This window comes from Campylobacter fetus subsp. fetus, from assembly GCF_900475935.1.
GTDB classification, from domain to species: domain Bacteria; phylum Campylobacterota; class Campylobacteria; order Campylobacterales; family Campylobacteraceae; genus Campylobacter; species Campylobacter fetus.
On record NZ_LS483431.1, the window covers coordinates 326,639 to 352,233 of the forward strand.

26 protein-coding genes, 1 tRNA gene and 1 pseudogene are annotated in these 25,595 nt (G+C 31.8%); 21 read left to right on the top strand and 7 right to left on the bottom strand.

The genetic code is table 11. The features are described from left to right. Positions 1 to 17: 17 nt before the first annotated feature. From DQN38_RS01785 to DQN38_RS01795, 3 genes are read left to right on the top strand one after another with little or no spacing between them, the layout of a single operon-like run. Positions 18 to 437: a hypothetical protein gene (locus DQN38_RS01785; RefSeq protein WP_002848503.1), complete on the top strand. Its 420-nt coding sequence runs from the start codon at positions 18 to 20 to the stop codon at positions 435 to 437. Then, positions 434 to 739: a flagellar motor switch protein FliN gene (fliN, locus tag DQN38_RS01790; protein ID WP_002848505.1), complete on the top strand. Its 306-nt coding sequence runs from the start codon at positions 434 to 436 to the stop codon at positions 737 to 739. The genes DQN38_RS01785 and fliN overlap by 4 nt, the downstream gene beginning before the upstream one ends. After that, a complete protein-coding gene (locus DQN38_RS01795; RefSeq protein WP_065843878.1) occupies positions 736 to 1,683 on the top strand; it encodes a hypothetical protein in 948 nt (315 codons plus the stop codon). The genes fliN and DQN38_RS01795 overlap by 4 nt, the downstream gene beginning before the upstream one ends. A gap of 39 nt (positions 1,684 to 1,722) precedes the next feature. On the opposite strand, the gene DQN38_RS01800 is transcribed toward DQN38_RS01795, so the two are convergent. The 6 genes from DQN38_RS01800 to DQN38_RS01825 form a co-directional block, all read right to left on the bottom strand. Continuing rightward, positions 1,723 to 2,292, bottom strand: coding sequence for a hypothetical protein (locus DQN38_RS01800; protein ID WP_002848509.1), 570 nt, complete (start codon positions 2,290 to 2,292; stop codon positions 1,723 to 1,725). Between the two features lie 25 nt (positions 2,293 to 2,317). After that, positions 2,318 to 2,983 (bottom strand): molybdate ABC transporter permease subunit, encoded by a 666-nt coding sequence (gene modB, locus DQN38_RS01805; RefSeq protein ID WP_002848512.1) that lies wholly within the window; start codon positions 2,981 to 2,983, stop codon positions 2,318 to 2,320. Then, entirely contained in the window at positions 2,980 to 3,831 is an 852-nt protein-coding gene (locus DQN38_RS01810; protein ID WP_002848514.1) for an ABC transporter ATP-binding protein, read from the bottom strand. Before DQN38_RS01810 ends, modB begins: the two co-directional genes overlap by 4 nt. Further along, positions 3,828 to 4,202 carry a hypothetical protein gene (locus tag DQN38_RS01815; RefSeq protein WP_010400138.1) on the bottom strand — a complete coding sequence of 125 codons (375 nt, stop codon included), beginning with the start codon at positions 4,200 to 4,202 and terminating at the stop codon, positions 3,828 to 3,830. Before DQN38_RS01815 ends, DQN38_RS01810 begins: the two co-directional genes overlap by 4 nt. After that, entirely contained in the window at positions 4,202 to 4,942 is a 741-nt protein-coding gene (gene modA, locus DQN38_RS01820; protein ID WP_002848517.1) for a molybdate ABC transporter substrate-binding protein, read from the bottom strand. The genes DQN38_RS01815 and modA overlap by 1 nt, the downstream gene beginning before the upstream one ends. A gap of 143 nt (positions 4,943 to 5,085) precedes the next feature. After that, a complete protein-coding gene (locus tag DQN38_RS01825; protein ID WP_002848519.1) occupies positions 5,086 to 5,877 on the bottom strand; it encodes a TOBE domain-containing protein in 792 nt (263 codons plus the stop codon). A gap of 163 nt (positions 5,878 to 6,040) precedes the next feature. Here DQN38_RS01825 and DQN38_RS01830 point away from each other — a divergent pair, with 163 nt between their 5' ends. Genes DQN38_RS01830 through DQN38_RS01840 form a run of 3 tightly spaced genes read left to right on the top strand, consistent with a single transcriptional unit; the run spans position 6,041 to position 9,821 of the window. Continuing rightward, complete coding sequence (locus tag DQN38_RS01830; RefSeq protein WP_065843877.1) at positions 6,041 to 6,754, top strand: MlaA family lipoprotein; 714 nt, start codon at positions 6,041 to 6,043, stop codon at positions 6,752 to 6,754. A 2-nt stretch (positions 6,755 to 6,756) separates the two neighbouring features. Then, positions 6,757 to 7,356 (top strand): Tgt2/MlaC family protein, encoded by a 600-nt coding sequence (locus tag DQN38_RS01835; RefSeq protein WP_002848523.1) that lies wholly within the window; start codon positions 6,757 to 6,759, stop codon positions 7,354 to 7,356. Then, a complete protein-coding gene (locus tag DQN38_RS01840) occupies positions 7,356 to 9,821 on the top strand; it encodes an efflux RND transporter permease subunit (protein ID WP_065843876.1) in 2,466 nt (821 codons plus the stop codon). Before DQN38_RS01835 ends, DQN38_RS01840 begins: the two co-directional genes overlap by 1 nt. Here DQN38_RS01840 and DQN38_RS01845 read toward each other — a convergent pair. After that, a complete protein-coding gene (locus DQN38_RS01845) occupies positions 9,794 to 10,369 on the bottom strand; it encodes a BON domain-containing protein (RefSeq protein WP_065843875.1) in 576 nt (191 codons plus the stop codon). The two genes, DQN38_RS01840 and DQN38_RS01845, sit on opposite strands and share 28 nt — an antisense overlap. A 128-nt stretch (positions 10,370 to 10,497) precedes the next feature. Between DQN38_RS01845 and DQN38_RS08880 the strand changes: the two genes are divergently transcribed. From DQN38_RS08880 to DQN38_RS01915, 15 genes and pseudogenes are all read left to right on the top strand, one after another. Further along, positions 10,498 to 10,595, top strand: a tRNA-Sec gene (locus DQN38_RS08880). Positions 10,596 to 10,628: 33 nt separating this feature from the next. Then, positions 10,629 to 14,756, top strand: coding sequence for a PAS domain S-box protein (locus DQN38_RS01850; RefSeq protein WP_024305327.1), 4,128 nt, complete (start codon positions 10,629 to 10,631; stop codon positions 14,754 to 14,756). Positions 14,757 to 14,758: 2 nt separating this feature from the next. After that, a complete protein-coding gene (locus DQN38_RS01855; RefSeq protein WP_002848535.1) occupies positions 14,759 to 15,610 on the top strand; it encodes an ATP phosphoribosyltransferase regulatory subunit in 852 nt (283 codons plus the stop codon). A 10-nt stretch (positions 15,611 to 15,620) separates the two neighbouring features. Next, positions 15,621 to 16,871 (top strand): adenylosuccinate synthase, encoded by a 1,251-nt coding sequence (locus DQN38_RS01860; RefSeq protein WP_002848536.1) that lies wholly within the window; start codon positions 15,621 to 15,623, stop codon positions 16,869 to 16,871. Continuing rightward, the gene (locus tag DQN38_RS01865) at positions 16,868 to 17,293 is read left to right on the top strand and encodes a flagellar export protein FliJ (RefSeq protein ID WP_002848538.1); all 426 of its coding nucleotides are present in this window, start codon (positions 16,868 to 16,870) and stop codon (positions 17,291 to 17,293) included. Before DQN38_RS01860 ends, DQN38_RS01865 begins: the two co-directional genes overlap by 4 nt. Continuing rightward, positions 17,290 to 17,823 carry a MotE family protein gene (locus tag DQN38_RS01870; protein ID WP_002848540.1) on the top strand — a complete coding sequence of 178 codons (534 nt, stop codon included), beginning with the start codon at positions 17,290 to 17,292 and terminating at the stop codon, positions 17,821 to 17,823. Before DQN38_RS01865 ends, DQN38_RS01870 begins: the two co-directional genes overlap by 4 nt. 126 nt (positions 17,824 to 17,949) lie before the next feature. After that, entirely contained in the window at positions 17,950 to 18,501 is a 552-nt protein-coding gene (locus DQN38_RS01875) for a DUF507 family protein (RefSeq protein WP_065843873.1), read from the top strand. Next, positions 18,501 to 19,619 carry a glutamine-hydrolyzing carbamoyl-phosphate synthase small subunit gene (carA, locus tag DQN38_RS01880; protein ID WP_002848544.1) on the top strand — a complete coding sequence of 373 codons (1,119 nt, stop codon included), beginning with the start codon at positions 18,501 to 18,503 and terminating at the stop codon, positions 19,617 to 19,619. The genes DQN38_RS01875 and carA overlap by 1 nt, the downstream gene beginning before the upstream one ends. Next, positions 19,619 to 20,284 (top strand): sulfite exporter TauE/SafE family protein, encoded by a 666-nt coding sequence (locus tag DQN38_RS01885; protein ID WP_038452860.1) that lies wholly within the window; start codon positions 19,619 to 19,621, stop codon positions 20,282 to 20,284. Before carA ends, DQN38_RS01885 begins: the two co-directional genes overlap by 1 nt. After that, on the top strand, positions 20,281 to 21,519 hold the full coding sequence (locus tag DQN38_RS01890) for a PAS domain-containing sensor histidine kinase (RefSeq protein ID WP_011731792.1): 1,239 nt from the start codon (positions 20,281 to 20,283) through the stop codon (positions 21,517 to 21,519). Before DQN38_RS01885 ends, DQN38_RS01890 begins: the two co-directional genes overlap by 4 nt. After that, complete coding sequence (locus DQN38_RS01895; RefSeq protein WP_002848548.1) at positions 21,512 to 22,192, top strand: response regulator transcription factor; 681 nt, start codon at positions 21,512 to 21,514, stop codon at positions 22,190 to 22,192. The genes DQN38_RS01890 and DQN38_RS01895 overlap by 8 nt, the downstream gene beginning before the upstream one ends. Positions 22,193 to 22,351: 159 nt before the next feature. Then, positions 22,352 to 23,818 (top strand): cytochrome-c oxidase, cbb3-type subunit I, encoded by a 1,467-nt coding sequence (gene ccoN / locus DQN38_RS01900; RefSeq protein ID WP_002848550.1) that lies wholly within the window; start codon positions 22,352 to 22,354, stop codon positions 23,816 to 23,818. Between the two features lie 10 nt (positions 23,819 to 23,828). Beyond that, on the top strand, positions 23,829 to 24,494 hold the full coding sequence (gene ccoO / locus DQN38_RS01905) for a cytochrome-c oxidase, cbb3-type subunit II (RefSeq protein WP_002848552.1): 666 nt from the start codon (positions 23,829 to 23,831) through the stop codon (positions 24,492 to 24,494). 10 nt (positions 24,495 to 24,504) lie between these two features. Further along, entirely contained in the window at positions 24,505 to 24,735 is a 231-nt protein-coding gene (locus tag DQN38_RS01910) for a cytochrome c oxidase, cbb3-type, CcoQ subunit (protein WP_002848554.1), read from the top strand. Further along, positions 24,732 to 25,594, top strand: a pseudogene (locus DQN38_RS01915) (cbb3-type cytochrome c oxidase N-terminal domain-containing protein). The gene DQN38_RS01910 and the pseudogene DQN38_RS01915 overlap by 4 nt, the downstream one beginning before the upstream one ends. Position 25,595 lies beyond the last annotated feature (1 nt).

The following is a 25,595-nucleotide window of genomic DNA, read 5'->3' on the forward strand; positions in this document are numbered from 1 at the left end:
AGCTAAGGAGTAAGGTTATGATGAGTGCTGTGTGCTATGCTACTAAGCATTTTTGCACTGATACTTTGGGGTTTGAGCTAAAAGATGGAAGTAAGCTTGGCAAAGATGTTTATGGTGCTAGTATTCCTGTGTATAAAGATAATGAAGAGTATCAATTTTTCTTATATTTTAAAAGAGATACATTGAAGTATTTTGCAAAAGTTTTATTAAACGTATCTGATGAGAAGCATGTTGATTTAGGCGATCTTTCAAGAGAAGTTGCAAATCAAATAATAGGTTATGCAAAAAATTTATTAAATGATAGACATGATGGAAAATATAAATTAGGTACTCCGGAGTTTTTAGGTAAAGTTGAATCCTTTCCGGTAAAACTAGCAGAGTCGAAACTTTTTAAAATGAAAAATAGAACATTTAAAATAGGCTATAAAAAAGCATGAGCGATGAAGAACTAAGCCCAAACGGACTCTTTCACGGATATGACGAACTCCTTGATATAGGAGTTGAGTTTATAAGTGAGCTAGGAACTACGTCTATAACCGTAAAAGAGCTTTTAAAGCTCGAAGTAGGATCGGTTATAGACTTAGAAAAACCAGCCGGAGAGAGTGTGGAGCTATATATCAATAATAGGATTTTTGGCAAGGGCGAAGTTATGGTTTATGAGAAGAATTTAGCTATACGTATAAATGAGATTCTTGATTCAAAATCCGTAATTCAATACTTTAAAAGAGAGTTGTTATGAGATTTATAATTCTGTTATTTGCTACTTTACCGTTATTTGGTGTGAATTTATTAACTTATAATATATATGAAAGAGGCGATCGAGTAGATATAATGCTCAGTTTCGATTCTCCTTATGACGGTAGTATTAAACAGCAAGTAGCAGGAGATAAAACTAGTCTTATGCTGAGTGATTTAAATGTTGAAGAGCAGATAGATAAGAGTATAAACTCATCAATTTTGCAAAATATTTTTATATCATCGCCTAATAAGCTCTCAACGCTAGTTGAATTAAAATCAAATTTGCCTATAGCTATAACAGCTTCTAAAACCCCGGATAAATTTGGTCTTAGAATCAGAGTTGCAAATATCAAAACAAATCAAAATCAAGCAGCTATACCATCAAATATACAGACAAAAGACAATACCGTAGTTTCTGCCGATATCGACTCAAGATATATTTCCGTGATAGTTGTTTTACTTATACTATTTTTCATATCTTTTATCATAAAAAAGAGATTAGCGAAACCGAAAAATGATATTTTATTTACTATAGGAGATAATATAGATAAAAAGCCGATTCAGCCAAGTGAGCCAAAAGAGCCCACAAAGCAAGATATCAATAGAAATTCCGCGTTTAGTGTTTCTGATCCTTCACCAACAAAGACCGAGGAGATAAAAACTCCGTCATGGGAGCTAAAAACAGATGATGGCGGCGTAGAAGTTATATATGAAAAAAGTATTGATAATACAAATAAAGTTGCTCTTTTAAGCTATGAAAATAGAAAATACTTAGTTTTAGTCGGCAGTTCAAATGTTCTTTTGGATAAATTTGGAGAAGATAAAATACGAGACAAAGAGGACTTTGAAGTATTTTTTGAAGAAAATAGACAAAAACTCGGTAGATATCTAGAAGATAGAAAAAATTCTCTTAGTAGCTATAAAGATATGATGAGCAAAGAGTAATTTTTAAGATGCTAAAACAGATATTTTAAAATACTAAATTCAATATCCGTTTAGAATTTCTGCTATCTTTTTAGCGATATTTTCGTTGAAATTCAAAATAGTTCTATCTCTATCAAAATTTATCGGTGATTTTTCACTTTGGATGTTTAAATTCGTTTGGTATGAACTACCGTTTTTGATATTTATAAAAAGCGATACTTGTGAGTCATAAAAGTACTCCGTATCAAAGTAGTCATCATCAAAACTATGCAAATACGAAAATCCTATCCCGCGACTCATAAAATGTCTTCCCATTCCAAAATTACTTCCTATAAAGAAATTTGAATTTGGTTTTACGGAACTATTTTTTCTAAAGTAGTTGATATTTGCTTTTATATGTATGTTCGAGTTGTTTAAATCTGATATTTCATAGCCGTTTTTAACCAATTCAAATTTTATAATATCAGTTAGATTTCCCTCTGAGTTTCTAGTTTGTATATTTACTTTTTTTTCCGATAGTTTATCTGTTATAAATAGGGGCGAGCTAGTCGACACGTATACGTTTTGTACGCTATTAGCACAACCTATGATGGAAAAAAGTATAATTATAAAAAATGGAATTTTTTTCATCCAAATCCTTTTTTTGTTAATTATACTATTTTTTTGCTATTTTATGGTTAATATAATACACCAAAAACAGCACTGTAAAGCTAATAGCTAGCATCACTCCTGAGTATATATGAGCCAAATCGTAGTCCAAAAGTTCAACAGCGTCATAAATCGCAATACTTGCAACTTTAGTTTCGCCGCCTATACTTCCGCCTATCATCAAAACAACGCCGAATTCGCCTAAAGTGTGAGCGAAACTTACTATAAAAGCTGTTAGCAAAGACGGTTTTATATTTGGCATAGCTACATAAATTAAAGTTTTAAATTTGCTCTTTCCAAGGGAGTAACTAGCTTCTATAAGCGAGTTCGGCATAGATTTAAATCCTGCTAAAAGAGGCTGAAACATAAACGGGAGAGAGTATACGCAACTTGCTATGATAAGTCCAGTGAAGTTAAAAACAAGTCTGACGTCAAAATTTGCTTCAAGAAATTTGCCTAAAAACGAGTATGGAGATAGAAAAATTAACATATAAAATCCAAGAACCGACGGTGGAAGTACTAAAGGAAGCGATATGACTGCTTCAACCATCGGTTTGGCTTTAAATTCAGTTCTTGCGATTATGTAAGCAAGTGGAAGAGAAAAGGTAAAAAGTATTAAACTTGAGATAAGGGCTAACTTAAAAGATAGTAAAAACGGTGTCCAATCTATCATTTTATACCTTTTATCGATATTTTAAATGCTTTTGCACTTAGAGTTACTATATCGCCCGTTTTTAAATTTAAAACTTCATTTTTGGTAAGAACTACTTCGCTTATTTGATTTGCGCATTCTGCTATAACAACATAGATCGTATCTCGTTTTTGAATTTCTAGTATTTTTGCGTGAAAACTAAACTTTTGCGAGCCAGATGGTTTTAAGAAAATCTCTGATGGCGTGCCTATATTTATCATCTTTCCATTGTTTAGCTCATATACTACATTTGCTAATTTATAAATTTCACCTACATCATGACTTACTAAAATTATAGTCATACCAAAGTTTTCATGTATTTTTAGGAGATAATCTTGCAATTTTTGTCTTATTTCATTATCCAAAGCCGAAAGCGGCTCGTCGAGTAACAAAATATCCGGTTTTCTCATCAAAGCTCTAGCAAGCGCAACGCGCTGTTTTTGACCGCCTGAAAGCGCATTGATGCTTGAGTTTTTGTGTTCATCGAGCCCTGCTAAGTTTAAAAGTTCATTGGCAAGTTTTTTGTCATTATTTGCAAATAAAAGATTTTTTATCACGCTCATATTTGGAAATAATGCGTAGTCTTGAAATAGATAACCGATATTTCTCTTTTGCGGTTCTAAATAGTAGTTTTTATCACAATATACTAAAGATCCGTTTTTTATATATCCGTTGTCTGGTTTTAAAAATCCTGCGATAATTCTTAAAATAGTAGTTTTACCGCTTCCGCTTTTACCGTAAAAAGCTACAAAATCTCCCTTTTTTATCTGAAAATTTACATCAAGATGAAAACTGTCGCTAAGAGATTTTTGACAAGAGATATCTATCATAAAATTTCACTTATATAAAGAGATGTTTCATTCAAACAAGCCCAAATTTCCTCTCCTATTTTAAACTCGTTTATCAAATTTGAGCTTAATACGGTTTCAAAGATAAATCCATTTGAGTTCAAATTTATTGTAGATATTATTTCACCTGCATTGATATTTGTTATGGAGACACAAAAGTTATTTCTAGTGCTAATTTGTTTGTGAGAAGATAGTGCTATATCGCTATTTTTAAAACCGAGCAGTACTTTTGAGCCTATTTTGATATCATCTTGCAGCTCAAGTCCGAGCATAAATAGCTCACCAACTTGCGATGAAAATTTTATTTCACACACTTGATGAGCTATTTTTATCTCTCTAACGACTGCTTGCATTAAAATTCATAGCCGTATTTTGCAAATATTTCTTTACCTTTTTCCCCTAAGATAAAGTCGTAAAAATCTTTAGCAAGTTTATTTTTCTCGCCGTTTTTTAATATTACTATACCTTGATCTATTGTTGTATAAAGTTTGCTATCTACTAAATTAAACTCTTTTCCTTCTTTATACTCAGCCATTTTTGGGCTGTACATAGCGCTAGCTGCTACAAAACCTATATCGCCAGCTTTTAAAGTTTGACTTAGAGCTTCGCCTATACTTCCTGCTTCTACTATTTTATCTTTTATAGCGTCATAAATTCCCGCATTTTTAAAAGCCTCTATACTAGCAGCCCCATAAGGTGCAGTTTTTGGATTTGCTATCACTATAGTTTTGATTTTTGGATCTTTTAAGACTTCTAAACCTTTTGTCACATCAAATCCGCGTACTGAGAGCATAGCAACTTTACCTTTTGCATATATAACAGCGTCATTTAGTGCAAAGCCATCTTTATAAAGCGTGTTTGCATAGTTCATATCTGCTGACATAAATAGTTCAAACGGAGCTCCGTTTTTTATCTGAGCAACTAGCTTTCCGCTAGATCCTAAACTTACGTTCAAATTCGCATCCGGATAAAGTTTTTTAAACTCTTTTTTTATATCTTCAAAAGCGTATGTTGTGTTTGCAGCTGCAGCCACGTTTAACTCACTTGCAAAACCGACTATGACAAAAGCGACGATGAGCAGTAATTTTTTCATCCATTCTCCTTGATATTTAAAATTTATATGCGAAATTATATCATAAAATAGTATTTTTTAGCATATAAATTATATATTTATATTTAATTTTAAATGATTGTTTTTTTAAGTTTAGAGATTAGCGGAGATATCTCCGCTATGTTTTAAGCTCCTATTAAAATATTACTAGCTTTGATAAATACTAAAATATCATCACCTACATTGATTCTCATATCTTGAGCAGATTCATTTGTTATTATAGCTGTGATTTTTTGTTGATCGTTTATTTCTATAGTAATTTCCGCATTTACTGCTCCGAGCTTCGCCTCTGTAACTTTACCTTTGATCTTGTTTGCAGCTGATATCTTTATATCTTTTTCTCCATCTTGTTTTCCAAGTACTACGCTAGGGGCTTTAAATATAAAAAGAACCTCTTTTCCTACTTTTAGTCCAAGATCTTTTTCACTCTCTACTGTTATAGTTGCTCTTAGTTTGTTTCCATTGCTAAGTTTGGCGGTTATTTCTGAATTTACCGCGCCTGTTTTTATATCTGTTATCTCAACTAAAAGTTGATTTCTAGCACTTAATTTCATATTCATCCTTTGTAGGTTGTTGATTATATCTTCATTTATATCTTCATTTTTACAAATTTCATCTAGGAAAATTTTTTGAGCTTTTAGTATAACTTCATAAGTTTTTATAAGCTTTTTAGCGTAATCGCTAAGCTCGCTACCGCTATTTTTTCTATTTCCGTTTACTCTTACTATTAATGGAAATTTAGAACGATTATTTAAAAAATCAAGCGAGTCCCATGCATTTTTATATGATATATCTTCAGCTTGAGCAGCTTTAGTAATACTTTTTGTTTTTTCTATGGCTTTAAGCAGCCTTATATGTTTTTCTAGTATAGCCGTGTCGCTGTTTAAGAATAATTCTAAGCTAACATCTGCTTTCATTTCTTTACCTTTTTATAAAATTGCTTTTTGGTATTTTATACTTATTTAGCAAATGGCTTGTAAATTAAAATGACCTAAATTTTGCGCATAAAGTTATTTTATTAAAACTAAAGGTTGATTTATATAAAATTGTTCCCACTATTGTGGTATAAATTGGAGTTTTATGAGATTTCTTATGGCGGTTTTGCTGTTTTTTCATATATCTTGGGCTAATGATATACAGATGGATTCATTTGAAGATGAGTTCAAAAGCCCTAGTTCTATTGATCCTCTAAGTGGATATAATAGAGCTATGACGAATTTCAATGATATGATTTATAAAAATATTTTTATTCCTACGTTTAAAGGTTATGATTTTATTATTCCAAATGAGGCTCAAATGGCGATCAGTAACTTTTTTGATAATATACTTTATCCGCTTAGATTTGTAAATAATATTTTGCAATTTAAATTTAAAAATGCCGGTGAAGAGACTCTTAGGTTTATAGCTAATACCATAGTTGGATTTGGCGGTATAAGCGACGCGGCAACTAATGTTTATGGTTTAGCCAAACATGATGAGGATTTTGGTCAGACTCTTGGATATTGGGGAGTTGGAAGCGGTTTTCCTGTTGTCTTACCTATCTTTGGTCAATCAAATCTTAGAGATATGTTTGGTTTGGTAGGAGATTGTTACGCTAGTCCGATAACATATATGAACGTATGGTGGGCAAAAGATAGTAAATTTATAAATTTCGCCGCATTCACATTCCAAAAAGTAAATGAAGGTTCAAAAGATCCGGAACTTTATGAGAGAATTATAAAAGATGCGATAGATCTTTATCCATTTATCAAAAATACATATGAGCAAAGACGAGATGCTCTTATAAAGGAATGAATTTGAGAAAATTTATATTTTTAAATTTAATATTTTTTAGTTTAGGATTTAGTTTAGAGCTTTCACAGATAGAGCCGGTTATGAGAGAAGATCTTAAAAAAGCAGTTTTAGTTATGCAAAATAAGGCGATATCTGAAGCCGATAAACCAAAAAAGATGTTCGAGCTATTTGATGGGTATTTTGACTATGATCTTATGGCAAAACTCGCACTTTCAAAACAGTATAAAACTCTTGATAAAGAACAACAAATTCAGTTTAAAAACGTGTTTGAAAAAAAGCTCAAGCAGTCTTTTACGGATAAACTTGCTTATTATACCGATCAAGTTATAGAGATACAAAGTACTACTATGCCAAATAAAAATAGATTTTTTGTGAATTCGATTATCGTAAATGAAGCAGATAAATATAACATAGTTTTTAAATTTCACCGTGCTAGCGGTGATAATTTTTTGATTTATGATGTTGATATATTGGGTGTTAGTATTATTCAAACTTATAGATCTCAATTTGAAGATTTAAGTCAAAATGTAAGCTTTGATGATATTTTAAAACGTTTAGAGGTTACTAGTTTGTTAGATAACAATGAAACCAAAGCCAAATAATGAAAAAAGCCTTTAAAACAGTTGTTGCTTTTCCAAAAACTGTTTTAACATTAAGCATTATTATCTGTCTGTTTTTCGGATATTTTACAACGAAACTTGAAATAGACGCTTCAACTCAGACTCTGCTTTTGGAAAACGATCGCGAACTTTTTGTTTATAGAGAAGTTTCAAAGAGATATGAAACGCCTAATTTTTTAGTTGCCGCTTATACCCCAAATAATGATCTTTTATCGGATAAAACTCTTGAAAAAATAAAAATAATATCCGACGAACTAGAAAAAATTAATGGTGTAATTAGCGTTTTTTCTATACTAAATGCACCTCTTTTGCAAAATAGCAATGTCCCTTTAAGTGATCTTATAAAACATATTCCAAATTTAATGGATAAAGATATAAATAAAACTGCAGCTAAAAATGAATTTTTAACTAGCGCACTTTATAAAAATAGTCTAGTAAGCAGCGATTTTATTACGACTGCAATTGTTATAAATTTAAAAACAAATGAAAAATATAATGAATATATACAAAAAAAGGATTTTTTAAATTTAAAAGATAAAAACGGTACTATAAATAAATATGAAAAGCAAGAACTCCTAAATTTAAATAAAGAATTTAAAATTTATAGAGATGAACTTCGCGAAAAAGAGCATGAAAATATAGAGAATATAAAGAGCGTTCTACGCAAATATAGCGGCGATGAGAAGCTGTTTTTAGGTGGTATAAATATGATAGCCGATGATATGGTAGGATATGTTAAAAACGATCTTATCACATACGGTATTAGTGTGCTGCTTTTGTTGATATTTTGTTTGTGGTTATTTTTTAGGCAAATTAGATTTATAATTATACCTGTTTTAGTATGTTTTTTAAGCGTAGTTTCGGCGAGCGGTATTTTTGGATTTTTTGGCTATGAAATAACAGTTATCAGCTCAAACTATGTTGCTTTGCAGCTTATAATTACTATTTCTGTAGTTATACATCTGATAGTCGCGTATAGAGAACTCTATTTATTGCATCCAAAATATACTCAAATACAGCTAATTTATCTTACTTTGCAATCTCGCGCAAATCCTTGTTTTTTCGCTATTTTTACAACCGTTATCGGATTTTTTTCTCTTTGTTTGAGCGATATCAAGCCTATTATTATGCTTGGCGCGATGATGAGTTTTGGCATAAGTGTATCATTGATAATATCGTTTGTAGTTTTTGGAAGTCTTCTCGCTCTTTTGGATAAAAAAGAGCCTAAAAGAAGTTTTGAAAATAGTTTTAAGCTTACTATTTGGTGTGCTCAAGCTGCGATTAATTATAGAAAAACAATATATTTAGTTAGTTTTGTCATTGTTATGGTCGGAATTTACGGAATTGCTCAATTAAGAGTAGAAAATAGTTTTATAGGATATTTCAAGCAAAATACCGAAATTTACAGAGGTATGGAGGTTATAGATAAAAAACTCGGTGGAACAGTTCCTCTTGATATAACAATTAAATTTAAAGATAGTTCCGCTTTAAATTCGGATCATCAAAATGATATTTTAGATGATTTTGAAAGCGAGTTTAATGCTAAAGTAGGTGATCCTGAATACTGGTTTTCAAGCTATAAAATGGATATAGTGAAAAAGGTTACTAAATTTTTAGAAGATAGAAATTTTATAGGAAACGTAAGCTCTTTAGGCACTCTTTTAGAAGTCGGCAAAAACTTAAACGGCGGTAAAGAGTTAGATTCTCTTAGCTTGGCGATTTTATACAATGGGTTGCCCGATGAGTATAAAAAAGTTTTATTAACTCCATTTGTGAGCATAGAAGATAATGAAGTTCATTTTGTGATTAGAACTATTGATAGTGATGAGAATTTAAGGCGGGACGAGTTTATAAAAAGCTTGAAAAAAGATCTTGAAATTTTGCTTGCTAATGATGAAGTGAGCGCTAATGTTAGCGGCGTTATGGTGCTTTATAATAATATGCTTCAAAATTTATTTTCTTCTCAAGTAGATACGTTTGTTTTTGTCGTTTTAGCTCTTTTTATTGTATTTGTTTTTATATTTAAGAGTATAAAACTATCTATTATCGGTATTGTTTCAAATTTAGTTCCGCTTTGTATGGTTTTTGGAGTTATGGGTATAGCAAATATTCCGCTTGATATAATGAGTATCACGATAGCTGCTATTAGCTTAGGAATCGGTGTTGATGATATAATCCATTATATCCATAGATACAAGATCGAGATAAGAACAAAAGATAAAATAGAAGCCATAAAATCAAGTCATGCTAGCATAGGGTATGCTATGTACTATACCTCATTTGCCGTATTTTTAGGATTTAGCGTGATGAGTTTTAGTAACTTTTGGCCTACGATATACTTTGGAGTTTTAACAGATCTTGTTATGGTGATGATGCTTTTGGGTGCTTTAGTATTGCTTCCAGCGCTTATACTATCATTTCATTCTAAAACTATCAAAAAAGAGTAAATTTCTCTGACGTTTTTTGTATGCATAGCATACCAAATAGCTCTTTTTTCTTGTTCTATTTTATCTACTACTCCACTAAAAACTACATCGCATTGAACTACGCTTACGCCTATGTTTGTTCCATTTATAAGACTATCTGAAAATAGCTCTTTTTTAAGCTGAGCTAAAATCGCAATTTCATCAGATGAGCTGCACTCTCTATCGCTTTTTAATCTTATATATGTTTTTATCTTTCTGACGCCGCTACTGTTTTTTGCGATATCTACTAATTCTAATTTTTGCTCAACATTATCTACTTCGCCTATAAGCAGAACTTCTCCCCAAAATGACTCTACATCTATATCGAAATTGCTAAGATTTTTTGTGCTTGCTATTTTGGCTTGAATTTTTGTTTTGATGACTTTATCTCTTATAATGGAGTAAATTCCCCTCTCGTCTTGCGAAACGCTATAAACATTATAAATCGTGTTGGCGTTCATACCTGTGCCTATTGTTGTTAGACATCCGCTAAACATTAAAGCTAAGAAAATTAGGAATATATATTTCATGATAATTAGTTTAGTATTATAATTTTTATTTCATTCTATCTAAAATGAGCTTAAAAAATTACATATCGGATATATTCAACTCAAATTTATAAAAATTTTGCTAAAATCTTAACTTAGCTTATCTTGTTGGAGAGTAAAACGACCTGGTGGCGTTCTGTGACTTCAAATCATGTGGCGGGGCGGTTGACCGTTTCGCGGGGTGTTCGATTCACTCACTCTCTCGCCAAATTTTACAAATTATTTGTAGGTAAGGTTTTTTATGTTCGTGGACAAGGGCGACGTATCGCTTTCTTCTGGGCTTTTGAAAAGAGCCTACCTAATATTTATCTTATGCGTAGGATCTATAGTCTGCTTTTTATCTTTTATAATATTCGTTGAACTCTATAAATTAGAAGACGGATTAAAAAGATCAAATTCTTATCATATGATGAGAGTTATGAGTAAGCTTGAGACTATACACTCTGAGTTAGCATATCTTTTAGAAGATAATATCAGCGATGAAGAGTTTTATGAAACTATCGCAGATAATGATATCTTAGATGGTATATTTTTAACGGATAACAACTTTACCATTATAAAATCATATTCGAAATTTCAAAACGATCTTAGCTCATTAAAACTATTTAATTATAAAGATCATTTTAACAAATATGGATTTTTTATATCTAAATTTATATATTTAGAGCCTGATCATCCGAATATATTTATTATTTTGCCTTATGTTAATGGAGTAAATTTAGTTGGTATGCTTGACGCTTCAAAGCTTGCCTCATTTGCTCTTTTAGATGATGCAAACAAGTATTCGTATATGATGGATTCTGAGGGTTTTATAGTTTTAGATTCCATAGGTAGCAATATATACGATACGTTTAACATAGATTATGATTGGAAAAATAGCCAAAAGATGCATCTTTCGGTTGATTATTCTACAAAACAACTTAGTTTTTATTCAGTAGAGTTTAACAAAGGTTTAAATTTAGCCATCATATCAAAAGAGCCGTTTTTCGATATATTTAACTCGTATTTAGTAGTAATCGCAGTAGCTATCATACTGTTGGTATTTGCTTGTTTGGTTTTGATAGATAATATAATATTTTTAAAGCGAAATGTTATATCTCCTATTAGCAAGCTAAAAAGTCTTTTGTCTGGATTAGAAATAGGCGAAATCGATGTTAATAAATTTAAATCAAATAAAGATTTTGACGACATTTGCTATGAAATATTAAATTTATACACAAGTCAAGTTATAGCAAAAAATGATCTTAGAGATTATAAAGAACAGTATGCTTTGATATTTCAAAAAAGCTCTATAAAAATACTATTTGTAGATGCAAAAAATGGGCAGATTATAGAAGCGAGCGAGTCTGCTATAGAGTTTTACGGTTATGATAAAGATATGCTTCTTACTATGAATGTATTTGATTTACAAGCAACTAGTTTGTATGATTATTCTTATAGCAAATTAGCAGATATGAATGACGATGAAAATATCTACTGTTCTCACAGACTAGCAAACGGCGATCTAAAAATAGTTCAGATAAAAATCACTCCGGTAAGCTCTTATTTAAATGATTTTTATTTTATGATTATTTGGGACGCAACCGAAAATCAAAAAATGATAGAAAATTTAAATAAAGAGAAACATCTATTGCTCTCAAGCCCTATATTAATAGCTACTTTTAAAGTAGATGAAAACTGGAAAATAATTCAAATTTCTAATAACGTATCTGATATATTAGGATATAACATCGAAGATATTTTATTTAAAAATTTTAGTTTTAGAAGTATAATTCATAAAGAAGATATAGCAAATTTAATTGTAGATATAAAACATAGAATGAAGCTTATAGATACGCCTTACGAGACGGATAATGAGCTTGATAGGCTTTGTCGTATAAAGCTTTCAAACGGCAATTACGACTGGTTTAAAGTATTTATCAAGATATCAAAAGATGCAAACGGCGATATGTTTGTTACTGTGTTTATGTTTAATAGTACAAATCAAAAGCTTACAGAAGATATATTTAAAGATAAGATAAATAAGTACCAAAATCTACTTTGGGCTACTTCTGGAATGTCTTTTGAATATGATATTAAAAAGCGTGTATATACATTTTCAAATAGCTTTATAAATTTACTAGGATATCGAAATAGTGATGATCTGGGAGTTATTAACTCTGAAAATATATCAAAAATAGTATATAAAAGCGATTTAGATAAAGTAGTTTTAGCGTGGGATAACTATCTAAAAGGACTTAGTCCAAGCATAAATACCGAGATCAGATGTATAGCTAAAGATGGAAGATATATTTGGGTATGCATAAAAGCAAAAACCGCGACATCTAATCTTGATGGAACTCCAAATTTGATATCTGGAATGCTTGAAGATATCACCATCAAAAAAGAGTCTGAAGCACAGTTGCAACTCATAGCTAGTGTATTTTCTTACTCTAGAGAAGGCATTATGATAACTGATCTAAACGGTTTGATATTAGATGTAAATGACGCTTTTGTTCAAATCACTGGATACGGCAAAGAAGAAGTAAGAGGCAAATATCCAAATATGCTAAAATCAGATCGTCATAATAATAAATTCTATGCTAAAATATGGGCAGATATAAAGCAAAGCGGTTTTTGGCGCGGTGAAATTTGGAATAAAAGAAAAAACGGTCAAATATATCCAGAAATTCTAACTATAAGTGCAGTCAAAAATCAGCTTGATGAAGTTCAGCATTATGTTGCTATATTTTATGATATTACGTATATTAAAGAGAATGAAACAAGATTAGAAAAAATAGCTCATTATGATCCTCTTACAAAGCTTCCAAATAGATTTTTATTATTAGAAAAACTTGCTATAGCTATGAATAACGTTAAAGAGAACGGCAAAAAAATAGCTGTTATATATCTGGATTTAGACGGATTTAAAAAAGCAAATGATACTTATGGGCATAATTGCGGAGATGGGCTTTTAGTAGCTATATCTAGTCGTATGCAAGGTATTATATCAAATGGCGATAATTTGATAGCGCGTTTCGGAGGAGATGAGTTTGTAGCTCTCATTAATGATGTAAGCGATGAGAATGCTCTTATTAAGATCTTAGACGATATGCTTTTAGCTGCTCGTGATAAAACGGTTATCAATAGCAACAAAATTCAAGTAAGCACAAGCATAGGCGTAGCATTTTATGATAGACATAGTGATATATCTATGGAAGATCTATTAAAAAGAGCAGATTGGGCGATGTATCATGCTAAGTTATCTGGTAAAAATAGATATTATATATTTGATGAAAATAGAGATGAAATTTTTAACCAGTATAATGAGAGTTTATTATCTAAAGATAAATTTGATTCCGATGAGTTTTTCTTGATGTACCAACCAGTAGTCAATATAAAAGATGCGAAAATCACAAGTTTTGAAGTTCTTCTTAGATGGAAACATCCGCAAAAAGGTATAATGCTTCCTGTGGATTTCTTGCATATATTTAGCGATAAAGTCTGGTTTGATGAACTTACTATATGGATTATTATAAATGCTCTTAGAGATTCTGAAGATATTTTTAATAAAGGGATAAAATTAAGTATCAATATACCGTTTGAACAGCTAAACGACGAGATCTTTTTTGCTAAATTTAAAGATCTTTATAAAAATAGCGATTTAAGATTTGATATGCTTGAAATAGAGATAACAGACGCTATGTCGGTAAAAGATATTGAAAACGAGATATTAAATTTAGTAATATATGAAGATCTAGGTATAAAGTTTGTATTTGATGATTTTGGGTCAAGCTTATCACTTGCTAACACTATGAAAACTGCTCCTACAAATACATATAAAATAAATAAAAAATATGCTCTTGAGCTGCTTGATAGAGCAGATAATGTAGATATGTTGCAGACTATATTAAATATATGTAGCGCGTTTAAAAAACGTGCTATAATTAAAGGTGTAGAAAATGAGTATATCTACAACATAGTTGCAAATATAGGCTTTGTAGAGCTACAAGGCAATTTTATAAGCAAACCGATATTTAAAGATGATATATCAGATATGATAAATACAATTTATATTAAACGAGTTTTTAATCCAAATTTAGAAAAGATACCGCTTTATAAATTTATCATATATCAAATAAATGCTATTAAGCAGATTATAATATCTATAGAAAATTATAACACTTCTATATTTGATTACTCTACTTATAGAAAAGTATATGACGAGTTTGATAGGCTAAAAGAAGTGCCGGAATCCTGCAAAGAAGCAGATAAACTTATAACTTTGGTATTTAGTAGTAATTTTATAAACAAAGAGGAGATAGCGTATTTGCTAAATGAGTTAGAACATAAAAAATTAAATATTTTAAACACCATAATCGGAGAATAAATTTGAATTATACAAATAAGATTATTTATGAACATGAAATTCCAGACGGCTCAAAGTTGTATTTTGGAAATAGTGCTAAATTAAAAAGAGATATAGAAAACAGGGCTAGTGTGATTTTAGAAAAGTATGGATTTAGCGAGATTATAACTCCGTATTTTAGTTATCATCAGCATTTAAGCGTAGCACCTCAAAAGCTATTAAGATTTTCAGATAGTACAAATCACGAGATAAGTTTAAGGGCCGATAGCACGGTAGATGTAGTAAGAATAGCTACAAAAAGACTTAAAGATATGAGTACGAAAAAATGGTTTTATATCCAGCCTGTTTTTAAGTATCCTAGTAGTGAAATTTATCAAATCGGAGCCGAAATTTTAGATTCTAATGATTTATTAAAATGTATAAATATAGCCGCAGAACTATTTGACGAGCTTCACATAAAGCCTCATTTACAAATCAGCAATATAGAAATTCCGAAAATAATATGCAAACTTCTGGATTTGCCAATTAGCGTATTTGAAAACGGAAGACTTGAGTTGATTTTGAATCAAAATTTAAACTGGTTAAATAGATTAGCAAATATAAAAAACGATAAAGATATCGATGAGGTTATAAAAATAGTTCCATCTGAGCTAAGAGAGCCTTTAAATTCGATAAAAGATTTGGCTAGCGGATATGAAAATAGAGTGTATGCACCGCTCTATTATTCTAAAATGAGATATTATGATAAGCTATTTTTTAGGTTTTTATGCGATAATTATATTTTAAGTGGCGGTGGCAGCTATGAGATAGATGGCAAAGTTTCTGTTGGTTTTGCTATTTTTAGTGACGCTTTGATAGAAAATTTAAGTAAATAAAGGACTTTTTATGACAAAGGCGGATTTGATTGTTGGAATACAATGGGGAGATGAAGGCAAGGGCAAAATAGTAGATATGCTTTCACAAAATTATGACGTAGTATGTAGAAGCGGTGGAGGACATAATGCAGGACATACTATATGGGTTGATGGTATGAGATACGCTTTACACTTAGTTCCAAGCGGAATTTTACATAAAAATATTATAAATATTATAGGAAACGGTGTCGTTGTAAATCCTGAAGTTTTGATTAGCGAGATGGCTCAGTTTGATCATTTAGAAGGTAGATTTTTTATAAGCGATAGAGCACATCTAAACCTAGCTCATCACTCATTAATAGATCAAGCCAAAGAGAGACTAAAAGGTGATAAAGCTATAGGTACTACTGGTAAAGGTATAGGACCTGCATATTCAGACAAAATCAGCAGAAGCGGACATAGAGTAGGTGAGCTTTTAGATCCAAAAGCACTTTGTGAGAGTCTTATGAAAGATTTTGAATCAAATAAACCGTATTTTGACGCTCTTAGTATAGAAATACCTCCTAAAGACAAAATTTTAGCTGATTTGGTTAGATTTAAAGATGTTTTAGCTCCTTTTATCACAAATACAACCGAGCTTTTATGGAGAGCTATGGATGATAATAAAAAAGTTTTGCTTGAAGGAGCGCAAGGAACTCTTCTTGATATAGATCACGGAACATATCCATACGTGACTAGCTCAAATACCGTATCTGCAGGGGCTTGCACCGGTTTGGGCCTTAGTCCAAAAAGCATAGGCAAAGTTATCGGTATCATAAAGGCATATTCAACTAGAGTCGGAAATGGTGCTTTCCCTACCGAAGATCTTGGCAGTGATGGTGAAAATCTATGCGAGATAGGTAAAGAGTTTGGTACTACAACAGGTAGAAAAAGACGTTGCGGCTGGCTTGATGTTGTCGGTATAAAATACTCTTCAAGGCTAAATGGAGTAGATACTTACGCTTTGATGAAGCTTGATGTTTTAGATGGATTTAAAAATGTTAAAATTTGTAAAGCATATGAGTATAAAGGCGAAGTTATAGATTATTTTCCTTCAGATCTCCAAAATGCAACTCCTATTTATGAGGAATTAGAAGGTTGGGATAGTATAAATGGCATCAAAAAATATGAGGATTTACCTTTGAATGCTAGAAAGTATATAGAGAGAATAGAAGAATTAACCGGTGTAAAAATCGGATTTATATCAACAAGTCCAGAGAGAAATGATACTATCGTAAGATGAATAACAAATTTACGCAAGTAGTAAAAGTAAAAGAAGAAAACGTTAATAAAATAGAGCTAAGCCTTGCTAAATGCAGGGCTTTAGACAAAGAGCTAAAAAAGTCTATGGGCGCCATTATAGATGAGTTAAATTTGCATAGATTCCCACGTGGCGGTAGTTCTGCGGATATAAAGATAAATTTAGAAGAGCAGAAGCTTTTGAGAGAACAAAAAGAGAGAATAAAAGAGAAAATAATCTTAAATCAAAAAGAGATCGTTCATTACGAATTTCAACATAAAAAAGCATATATAGAGTTAGAAAAGATGAAATATTTAGAAAAAGAAGAAACCGCAAAAGAGATAGCTAAGATAAAAAAACAAGAAGCAAAAGATCTTGATGAAATTGCCGTTCAAAGATACTCTTTTATGAAAGACGCAAAATGAAATTTGCCTTAGTTTTCTGTTTTTTATTTGTAAGTTTAAATTTAATAGCCGCAGATGACTGGGATGCTATATATGAAGCTAAAAAAGCTGAGATAACACGCGAGTTTGAACGCATAGACAGTGCAAGACAAGAGTTAGAAGCTTACAGAGCCGCTACAAAATCCTTGTTTGATAAAAGAGAGGCTGAAATTTCAAAAAAAGAGCTTGATGTAAATAGAACGCTAGATGAAATTTCAAAAAAAGAGGAAAATATAAAAAATATGCTTGCAAAAAATGAAAAAATTTTAGAAGAGTTGAAAACAATGACTTCCGATAAAGTTTTAGAAGTATATGCAAAAATGAAAGATTCTCCTGCTGCAAATATTATAAGCTCACTTCCTAGAGACGAAGCAGCTAAAATACTTTATGCGCTTGAGCCAAAAAAAATATCGTCTATACTCTCAAAAATGGATCCGGCGACAGCGGCGGAACTTACCGAAATTCTAAAAAAAGACGATCTATTTACGGACAATAATAGTTCTGTTAAATGAACTTTAACTTTTAAATTTATAAAAAAATATACAAAAATTCATATAGCTTTGAGTAATGTCATATACCTTTAACTAACTTTTACGTTTTTTTAGATAAAATTGTTACAAAATAATGAAAGGCTGTTTATGCGAATCAAATTACCACACGCACCTTATATAGCAAGAAAAGTTGGATTAGACCTTTTTAATTGTGGTTTTGTTAGTTTTAAAAGCGGCATCGAGCCAGTTGCCAGCGTAGTACAAAGCATATTGGAAAATGATATTAATAAAGAAAGAGCACTTGAAGATAAAGTAAAAGAGGTGCTAGATCAAAATGAAAACGAGATGGATTTTATGCAAGTTGATAGAAAAAATATGTTTTGGCTTATAAAGAAAAAACTTGCAAAGGATTTTGGCGTAATTTTATCTTACGAGGATAGATATAGTAGCGTTTCTCATGAAATTTTAGAGCTTTTATGGAAAAAAGATCTCATAGACTATAGCGTATCTGATAACCGTGTTAAAAACATAATTTATGGCGCAATAGAAAATTATTTAAAATTATATGAAGATATAGAAGATATTGTAGTAGACAGGCTTGCAAATTACAAAAGAAAGCTCATTGCTGGTACCGATGAGTATGATTTGATATTTGAAAAGCTTTATGAAGAAGAGCTACACAAAAAAGGAATGATATAATGAAAGCTTATGTTTATATAGAAAATGGAGTTTATTTAGAAGCAAAAGCGTTCGGAAAAGGCGGAAGTGCTTTTGGCGAGCTTGTATTTAATACCTCTTTAACAGGTTATGAAGAGATAATAACCGATCCTAGCTACGCCGGACAATTTATAATTTTTACTATGCCAGAAATAGGTATAGTGGGAGTAAATGAAAATGATGAAGAGAGTGCAAAAATCCACGCTAGCGGAGTTTTTATGCGTAATTTTAATCAAACCCCAAGTAATTTTAGAAGTGAAAAAAGCTTAGAGAAATTTTTTTATGATCAAGGTAAATTTGGAATTTATGATTTAGATACAAGATATCTTACAAAAATGTTAAGAGACAGTGGAAATTTAAGAGCTTTTGTATCGACTGAGATAAGCGATAAAGAGATTTTAAAACATGAATTAGAAAATAGTGCGCGTATAGACGAGATAAACTATGTTAGTATAGTAAGTACTAAAAAGCCATATATTCACTCTAAAAACTCATGGAAACATCAAAAACAAAGCTATGGAAATTTGAGTTCTATCGGTAAAAAAGTTGCGGTCATAGATTATGGCGTAAAAAGAAATATTTTAAATGAATTGTGTGAAGCGGGACTTGAGGTAGAAGTTTATCCGCATAATGTTAAAGCTGATTTTTTGATAGACAAATTTAAAAAAGGCGAGATAAATGGAGTATTTCTAAGCAATGGTCCAGGCGAGCCAAAAATGCTTGTAAATGAGATAGGCGAGATAAAAAAACTTATAGCCGCAGATCTTCCTATTTTCGGAATTTGTCTTGGACATCAATTACTTTCAAATGCTTATGGGTATGAGACTTATAAGCTTAAATTCGGACAACACGGCGCAAATCATCCGGTTTTAAATTTAGAAACAAAAAGTATAGAGATAACTGCTCAAAATCATAATTATAATGTTCCTGAAACCATAAGTGAAGTAGCAACTGTTACTCATAGAAATCTTTTTGACAACACTATAGAAGGTGTTAGATATAACGGCGGTAAAGTATTTTCGGTGCAACACCATCCAGAAGCCAGTAGTGGTCCTAACGAGAGCAAATATATATTTAAAAACTTTATTGAAATACTATAATGGATATAAGTACGGTATTTAGCATTATCAGCATTGCTCTTATGTTTAGTATATCGCACTGTATAGGAATGTGCGGCGGATTTGTAATGGCATATAATGCTAAATTATCAAATAAAACCAGAAAAGAGATAGTTTTTCTTAGTATCAGTTATCATTTAAGTAGAGTTTTTGCTTATGTTTGCTTGGGGATTTTATTTGGTTTTTTTGGTTCTATCGTGATATTAAATTTAAAAACCAAAGGATTTGTGTTTTTTATCGTCGGTGTTTTTCTAGTTATTTTATCTATAGCTTTGATAAAGCGCGGAAAGCTGTTAGCTTTTATAGAAAATGATAAAATAGGAAATTTAATAATGCGTTTTTTTAAAAAGTTTAGCAAAAGAAATGACGCTCTGTCTTTCATGATATTAGGTTTTTTAAATGGTTTATTGCCTTGTGGGGTTGTTTATTATTTTTTGGCGTTATCTCTTAGTAGCGGAAGTATTTTTAACGGTTTTCTTGTGATGTTTATATTTGGTCTTAGTACTCTACCTGTTATGTTGATTTTTAGCGGTACGGTTGGTCTTGTAAGTGCTAAATTCAAACACACAATGACAATAGCTACTTCTGTTATCATAGCGATTTATGGTGTATATTTATCATATTTAGGATTTATGGCTATAAAATGATTGATTTAAGTGAAAGATTAAAACAGTATCAAGCTGCTATCGATACAAGTAATATCGTTTCTAAAACAGATATTGAGGGTTACATTACTTTTGTAAATGACGAATTCTGTAAAATCAGCGGCTATACAAGGGAAGAGCTTATCGGAAAACCTCATAGTATAGTCCGCCATCCAGATGTTCCAAGCGAAAATTTTAAAATTCTTTGGGAAACGATCTTAGCAAAAAAAGTCCATAGAGCCATAGTAAAAAATAAAGCTAAAGACGGCAGCGCATTTTATCTAAATACAACTATTATTCCTATACTAGATGAGAAAGGAAATATAGAAGAGTTTGTTGCTATACGTCATAACGTAACTGAGGTCGTTCTCCTCAATGAGAGACTTTTAAAAACACAAAACGAATTGACGGATTTAAACTCGTTACTAGAGCAAAAAGTAGCAGAACAGACCAAAAAACTCATAGATCTAAATAAAAATCTCGAACAAAGAGTTCTTCAAGAAGTAGCAAAAAATGAGGAAAAAACCAAGCTTATGTTTCAGCAAAGCCGACTTGCAAATATGGGTGAAATGCTAGCAAATATAGCTCATCAGTGGAGACAACCGTTAAATGAGTTGAGTATAGATTTATTTAGATTAAAGCAAGCCGTAAATACTCCTAATAGCGAATTTTTAGATATATATGATCACTCAAAAACAGTTATAAAAGGTATGAGTAACACTATAGAAGATTTTCGTAATTTTTTTAATTCTAATACTAAAAAAGAGAGTTTTTTAGTTTCTAGCGCAGTAGAAGACGCTGCCATAATGCTTCAAAGAACGCTTGAAAAAGATGGTATAAAACTTGATTTTAGCTATGATAAGAATATTTTTTTAACCGGATATAAAAATGAACTTGCTCAAGTTTTTGTAAATCTTTTTACAAATGCTAGAGATGCTTTTAGAGAGATAAATATAGATAATAAATTGATAAAAGTTTCAGTAAAACAGAGCAAAGGCTTTGTGATATTAAAAATACAAGATAATGCTGGAGGTATAAAAGAAGATATTAAAGATAAAATTTTTGAGCCGTACTTTACTACAAAGCATCCTATAGTAGGAACTGGGCTTGGGCTTTATATGAACAAAAAGATTATAGAAAAATTTAATGGCGATATAAGTGTGCATAACGTTAAATTTGGAACTTGTTTTGAGATAAAAATACCGACTTTAGTAGAAAAAGGAGATAATGATGAGTGATATATTAAAGAGTCTTACGGTTCTATTTGTAGAAGACGAAGACAAGATAAGAACTAGTATGGGCAGTGCTATGGAGGGAATTTTTGCAAAAGTCATCCTAGCTGGCAACGGAGATGAAGGACTTAAGAAATTCAAAAAATTTAATCCAGATGTTATAGTAACCGATATTTCTATGCCTATAATGGACGGTCTTGATATGTCAAAAGAGATTAGAGATATATCAAAAGATACTCCTATAGTGATTTTAAGTGCATTTAGTGAAAAAGAAAAACTACTAAAAGCTATAGAAATCGGCATAGATAAATACATAATAAAACCTATAGATATGGAAGAGTTGTTTGAAGCTATATCAGTTTTGGCTCAAGATAAGATCAGCACTACAAATATAGTAGAAATAGGCGGTGGTTATTCATTTAATAAGACAAAAAGAGTTTTAGTAAGAAATCAAGAAGAGATAGCTCTTACAAAAAAAGAGTTGGCATTTATCTCTATTTTAGTAAAAAGATTGGGTACATTAGTGCTTCATGAGGAGATAAAAAATAGTGTTTGGGTTGGAGAAAAGGTGAGTGACGCTGCGATTAGAACGTTTATAAAACGTATCCGTGATAAAGTAGGAGCAAATTTAATAAAAAATATTCCGGGACTCGGATATAAAATAGAAACAAATTTGTAAAAAATTTATAAGGTAAAAGTGCGCTTTTAAGGGTAATTATAGAGTTATAATTTATACAAAATTAATCTTTTTAAGAAAATTTATATTTTATTTACCTTATAATTGCAAAGTTATGTTTTTTTCAGGATAACATAAAAAAATGACAGGAGGAACTTTTTGATGCAGCCAAGTAATGCATTAAATTATGACTATACAGTCGCTAAGTACTTCATGTTTACCACTATTATATTTGGTATAGTAGGTATGGGTATAGGAACTTTGATAGCTTTTCAAATGGCATACCCAGATCTAAACTACCTAGCTGGTGAATACGGAACATTTAGCCGTTTAAGACCGCTTCATACAAATGGCGTGGTCTATGGATTCATGTTGTCAGGTATATTTGCTACCTGGTATTATATCGGTCAAAGAGTGCTAAAAGTCTCAATGAACGAGTCGAAATTCCTAATGTTTATAGGAAAATTGCATTTTTGGTTATATGTTATAGTAATCGCTTTAGCAGTAGTTAGTCTATTTGCCGGATTATCTACTTCAAAAGAGTATGCCGAGCTAGAATGGCCTATAGATATACTAGTTGTTATAGTGTGGGTATTATGGGGGGTTTCGATATTTGGACTTATCGGAATTCGTCGTGAAAAAACTCTTTACATCTCTCTTTGGTATTATATAGCTACCTTTTTAGGTGTTGCTATGCTTTATCTATTTAATAACATGGAGGTTCCTACTCGTCTAGTTTCTGGCATGGGTAGTTGGCTTCATTCGGTATCTATGTATGCAGGAAGTAACGATGCTTTAGTACAATGGTGGTGGGGACACAACGCCGTTGCGTTCGTATTTACCGTAGCTATAATAGCTCAAATTTATTACTTTTTACCAAAAGAGAGTGGACAGCCGATATTCAGTTATAAGCTTTCATTATTTTCATTTTGGGGTTTAATGTTTGTTTATCTTTGGGCCGGCGGTCACCACCTTATTTATTCTACAGTTCCAGATTGGATGCAAACTATGGGATCGATATTCTCAGTAGTTTTGATACTTCCTAGTTGGGGTTCTGCTATAAATATGCTTCTTACTATGAAGGGCGAGTGGGGACAATTAAGAGAGAATCCTCTAATTAAATTTATGGTTCTAGCGAGTACATTCTATATGTTCTCTACTCTTGAAGGACCTATACTTTCTATAAAATCTGTAAATGCTCTAGCTCACTTTACTGACTGGATACCTGGACACGTCCATGATGGAACTCTTGGTTGGGTCGGATTTATGACTATGGCGGCACTTTATCATATGACTCCGCGTGTGTTTAAAAGAGAGCTTTATAGCAAATCTTTAATGGAAGCACAATTTTGGATTCAAACAACAGGTATAGTTCTATATTTTGCTTCAATGTGGATCGCAGGTATCACTCAAGGCATGATGTGGAGAGCTACTGATGAGTACGGTAATCTTGCGTATTCATTTATAGATACCGTTACGGTTCTAATCCCATATTACTGGATAAGAGCTATAGGCGGATTGCTATACTTAATAGGCTTCTTTATGTTTAGTTATAACATAATCAAATCAATTTCATCAAGCAAACCAGTTGAGCGTGAACCAGTTAGTGCTTCACCTATGGCTGCGTAAGGAGGAATGAATGTTTAGTTGGTTAGAAAAAAATCCATTCTTTTTTGCGGTATTTGTATTTATATTTATAGCTTACGCTGGTATTATAGAGATATTACCAGATTTTGCTGATCGTGCTAGACCTGTAGAAGGTAGAAAACCTTATACCGTTTTACAATTAGCAGGTCGTCATATATATATAAAAGATAGTTGTAACGCATGTCACTCACAGTTAATTAGACCATTCAAATCAGAAACAGATAGATACGGAATGTACTCAATCAGTGGCGAATACGCTTATGATAGACCGTTTCTTTGGGGTTCTAAAAGAACAGGTCCTGATCTATGGCGTATAGGTAACTATAGAAGTACAGATTGGCATGAAAACCATATGAAAGATCCAACAAGCGTAGTGCCGGGATCTATTATGCCGGCATATAAACATATGTTTAATAAAAATGCTGATATAGAGACTGCTTATGCTGAGGCATTTACTATCAAAAAAGTATTTAACGTACCATATGATGCTGAAGATATGCCAAAACTTGGCACTTGGGAAGCAACTCAAGCTATGGTAAAAGAAGAAGCGGCGGCTATAGTTGGACAAATGAAAGATCAAGATGTTAAAGATGCATTTGCAAGAGGCGAAATTCGCGAAATTGTAGCACTTATAGCATACTTGAATAGCTTAAAATAAGGTTTATGTTATGAGTGTAGAAACTATAAGAGAGCTTCAAGCATATGGCTATTTTGTCTTATTGGTCGCTATGGTTGTATTACTTTATGGCTATTGGTTTCATCTGAAAAAATCTGAAAAGTCAGGTAGAAGAGATTATGAAAAGTATTCGAATTTAGCTCTTAAAGATGAGTTACGTGATGATATCTTAGAAAATGTTTCTACTAATAACAATAATGCTAAGAGGAGCGTTGAAAAATGAAATGGTTTAATCTTGAAGATAGTGTAAATTCGCTTTCTATTCTTGGCGCTATAGCTATCATTTTATTGACACTTATTGTCGTTGGTAGGCTATTTAAGCTGATGAAAGAAAAAAAGAAGGCGGCGAGCTTAGTGAAGATAATTGGGATGGAATAGGCGAATATAAAAATCCACTACCGATTGGCTGGGCTATTGTATTTGTTCTTACTATAGTTTGGGCAATATGGTATTTTTTATTAGGTTATCCTTTAAATTCATACTCTCAAATCGGGGAGTACAATGAAGAAGTGAAAGCTTATAATAAGAGTTTTCAAGCTAAATTTGAAGGTGCTAGCGCTGAGGAGCTAAAAGCTATAGGAGAACAAGTTTTTTTAGTGCAATGTTCTAGCTGTCATGGTATCACAGGTGATGGTATAAACGGCAAAGCTGCAGATTTAAATATATGGGGAAGCGAAAAAGCTATTTATGATGTTGTCGTAAATGGCTCAAAAGGGCTTGACTATCCTCTAGGAGAGATGCCAGGCGGTATGGTAGATGAACCTACTGCTAAGGCTGTAGCAGCTTTTGTTGCTAAAGAGATTTCAGCTATAAAATCTACTTATAATGAAAATTTAGTAGCAGCCGGACGAGAAGCATGGCCTACTTGTGCAGCTTGCCATGGAGATGATGGTAAGGGTATGGACGGACAAGCTCCAGATCTTACTAAATACGGTTCGGGATCATTTGTCGTAGATGTTCTTAATCGCGGTAAAATAGGAAATATAGGACATATGCCAAAATTCACCGGCTCAGGAATACTTAATGAGACTCAAGAAAAAGCTGTCGGCGAATATGTAATTTCGCTTTCGAAAGGGGAGTAGC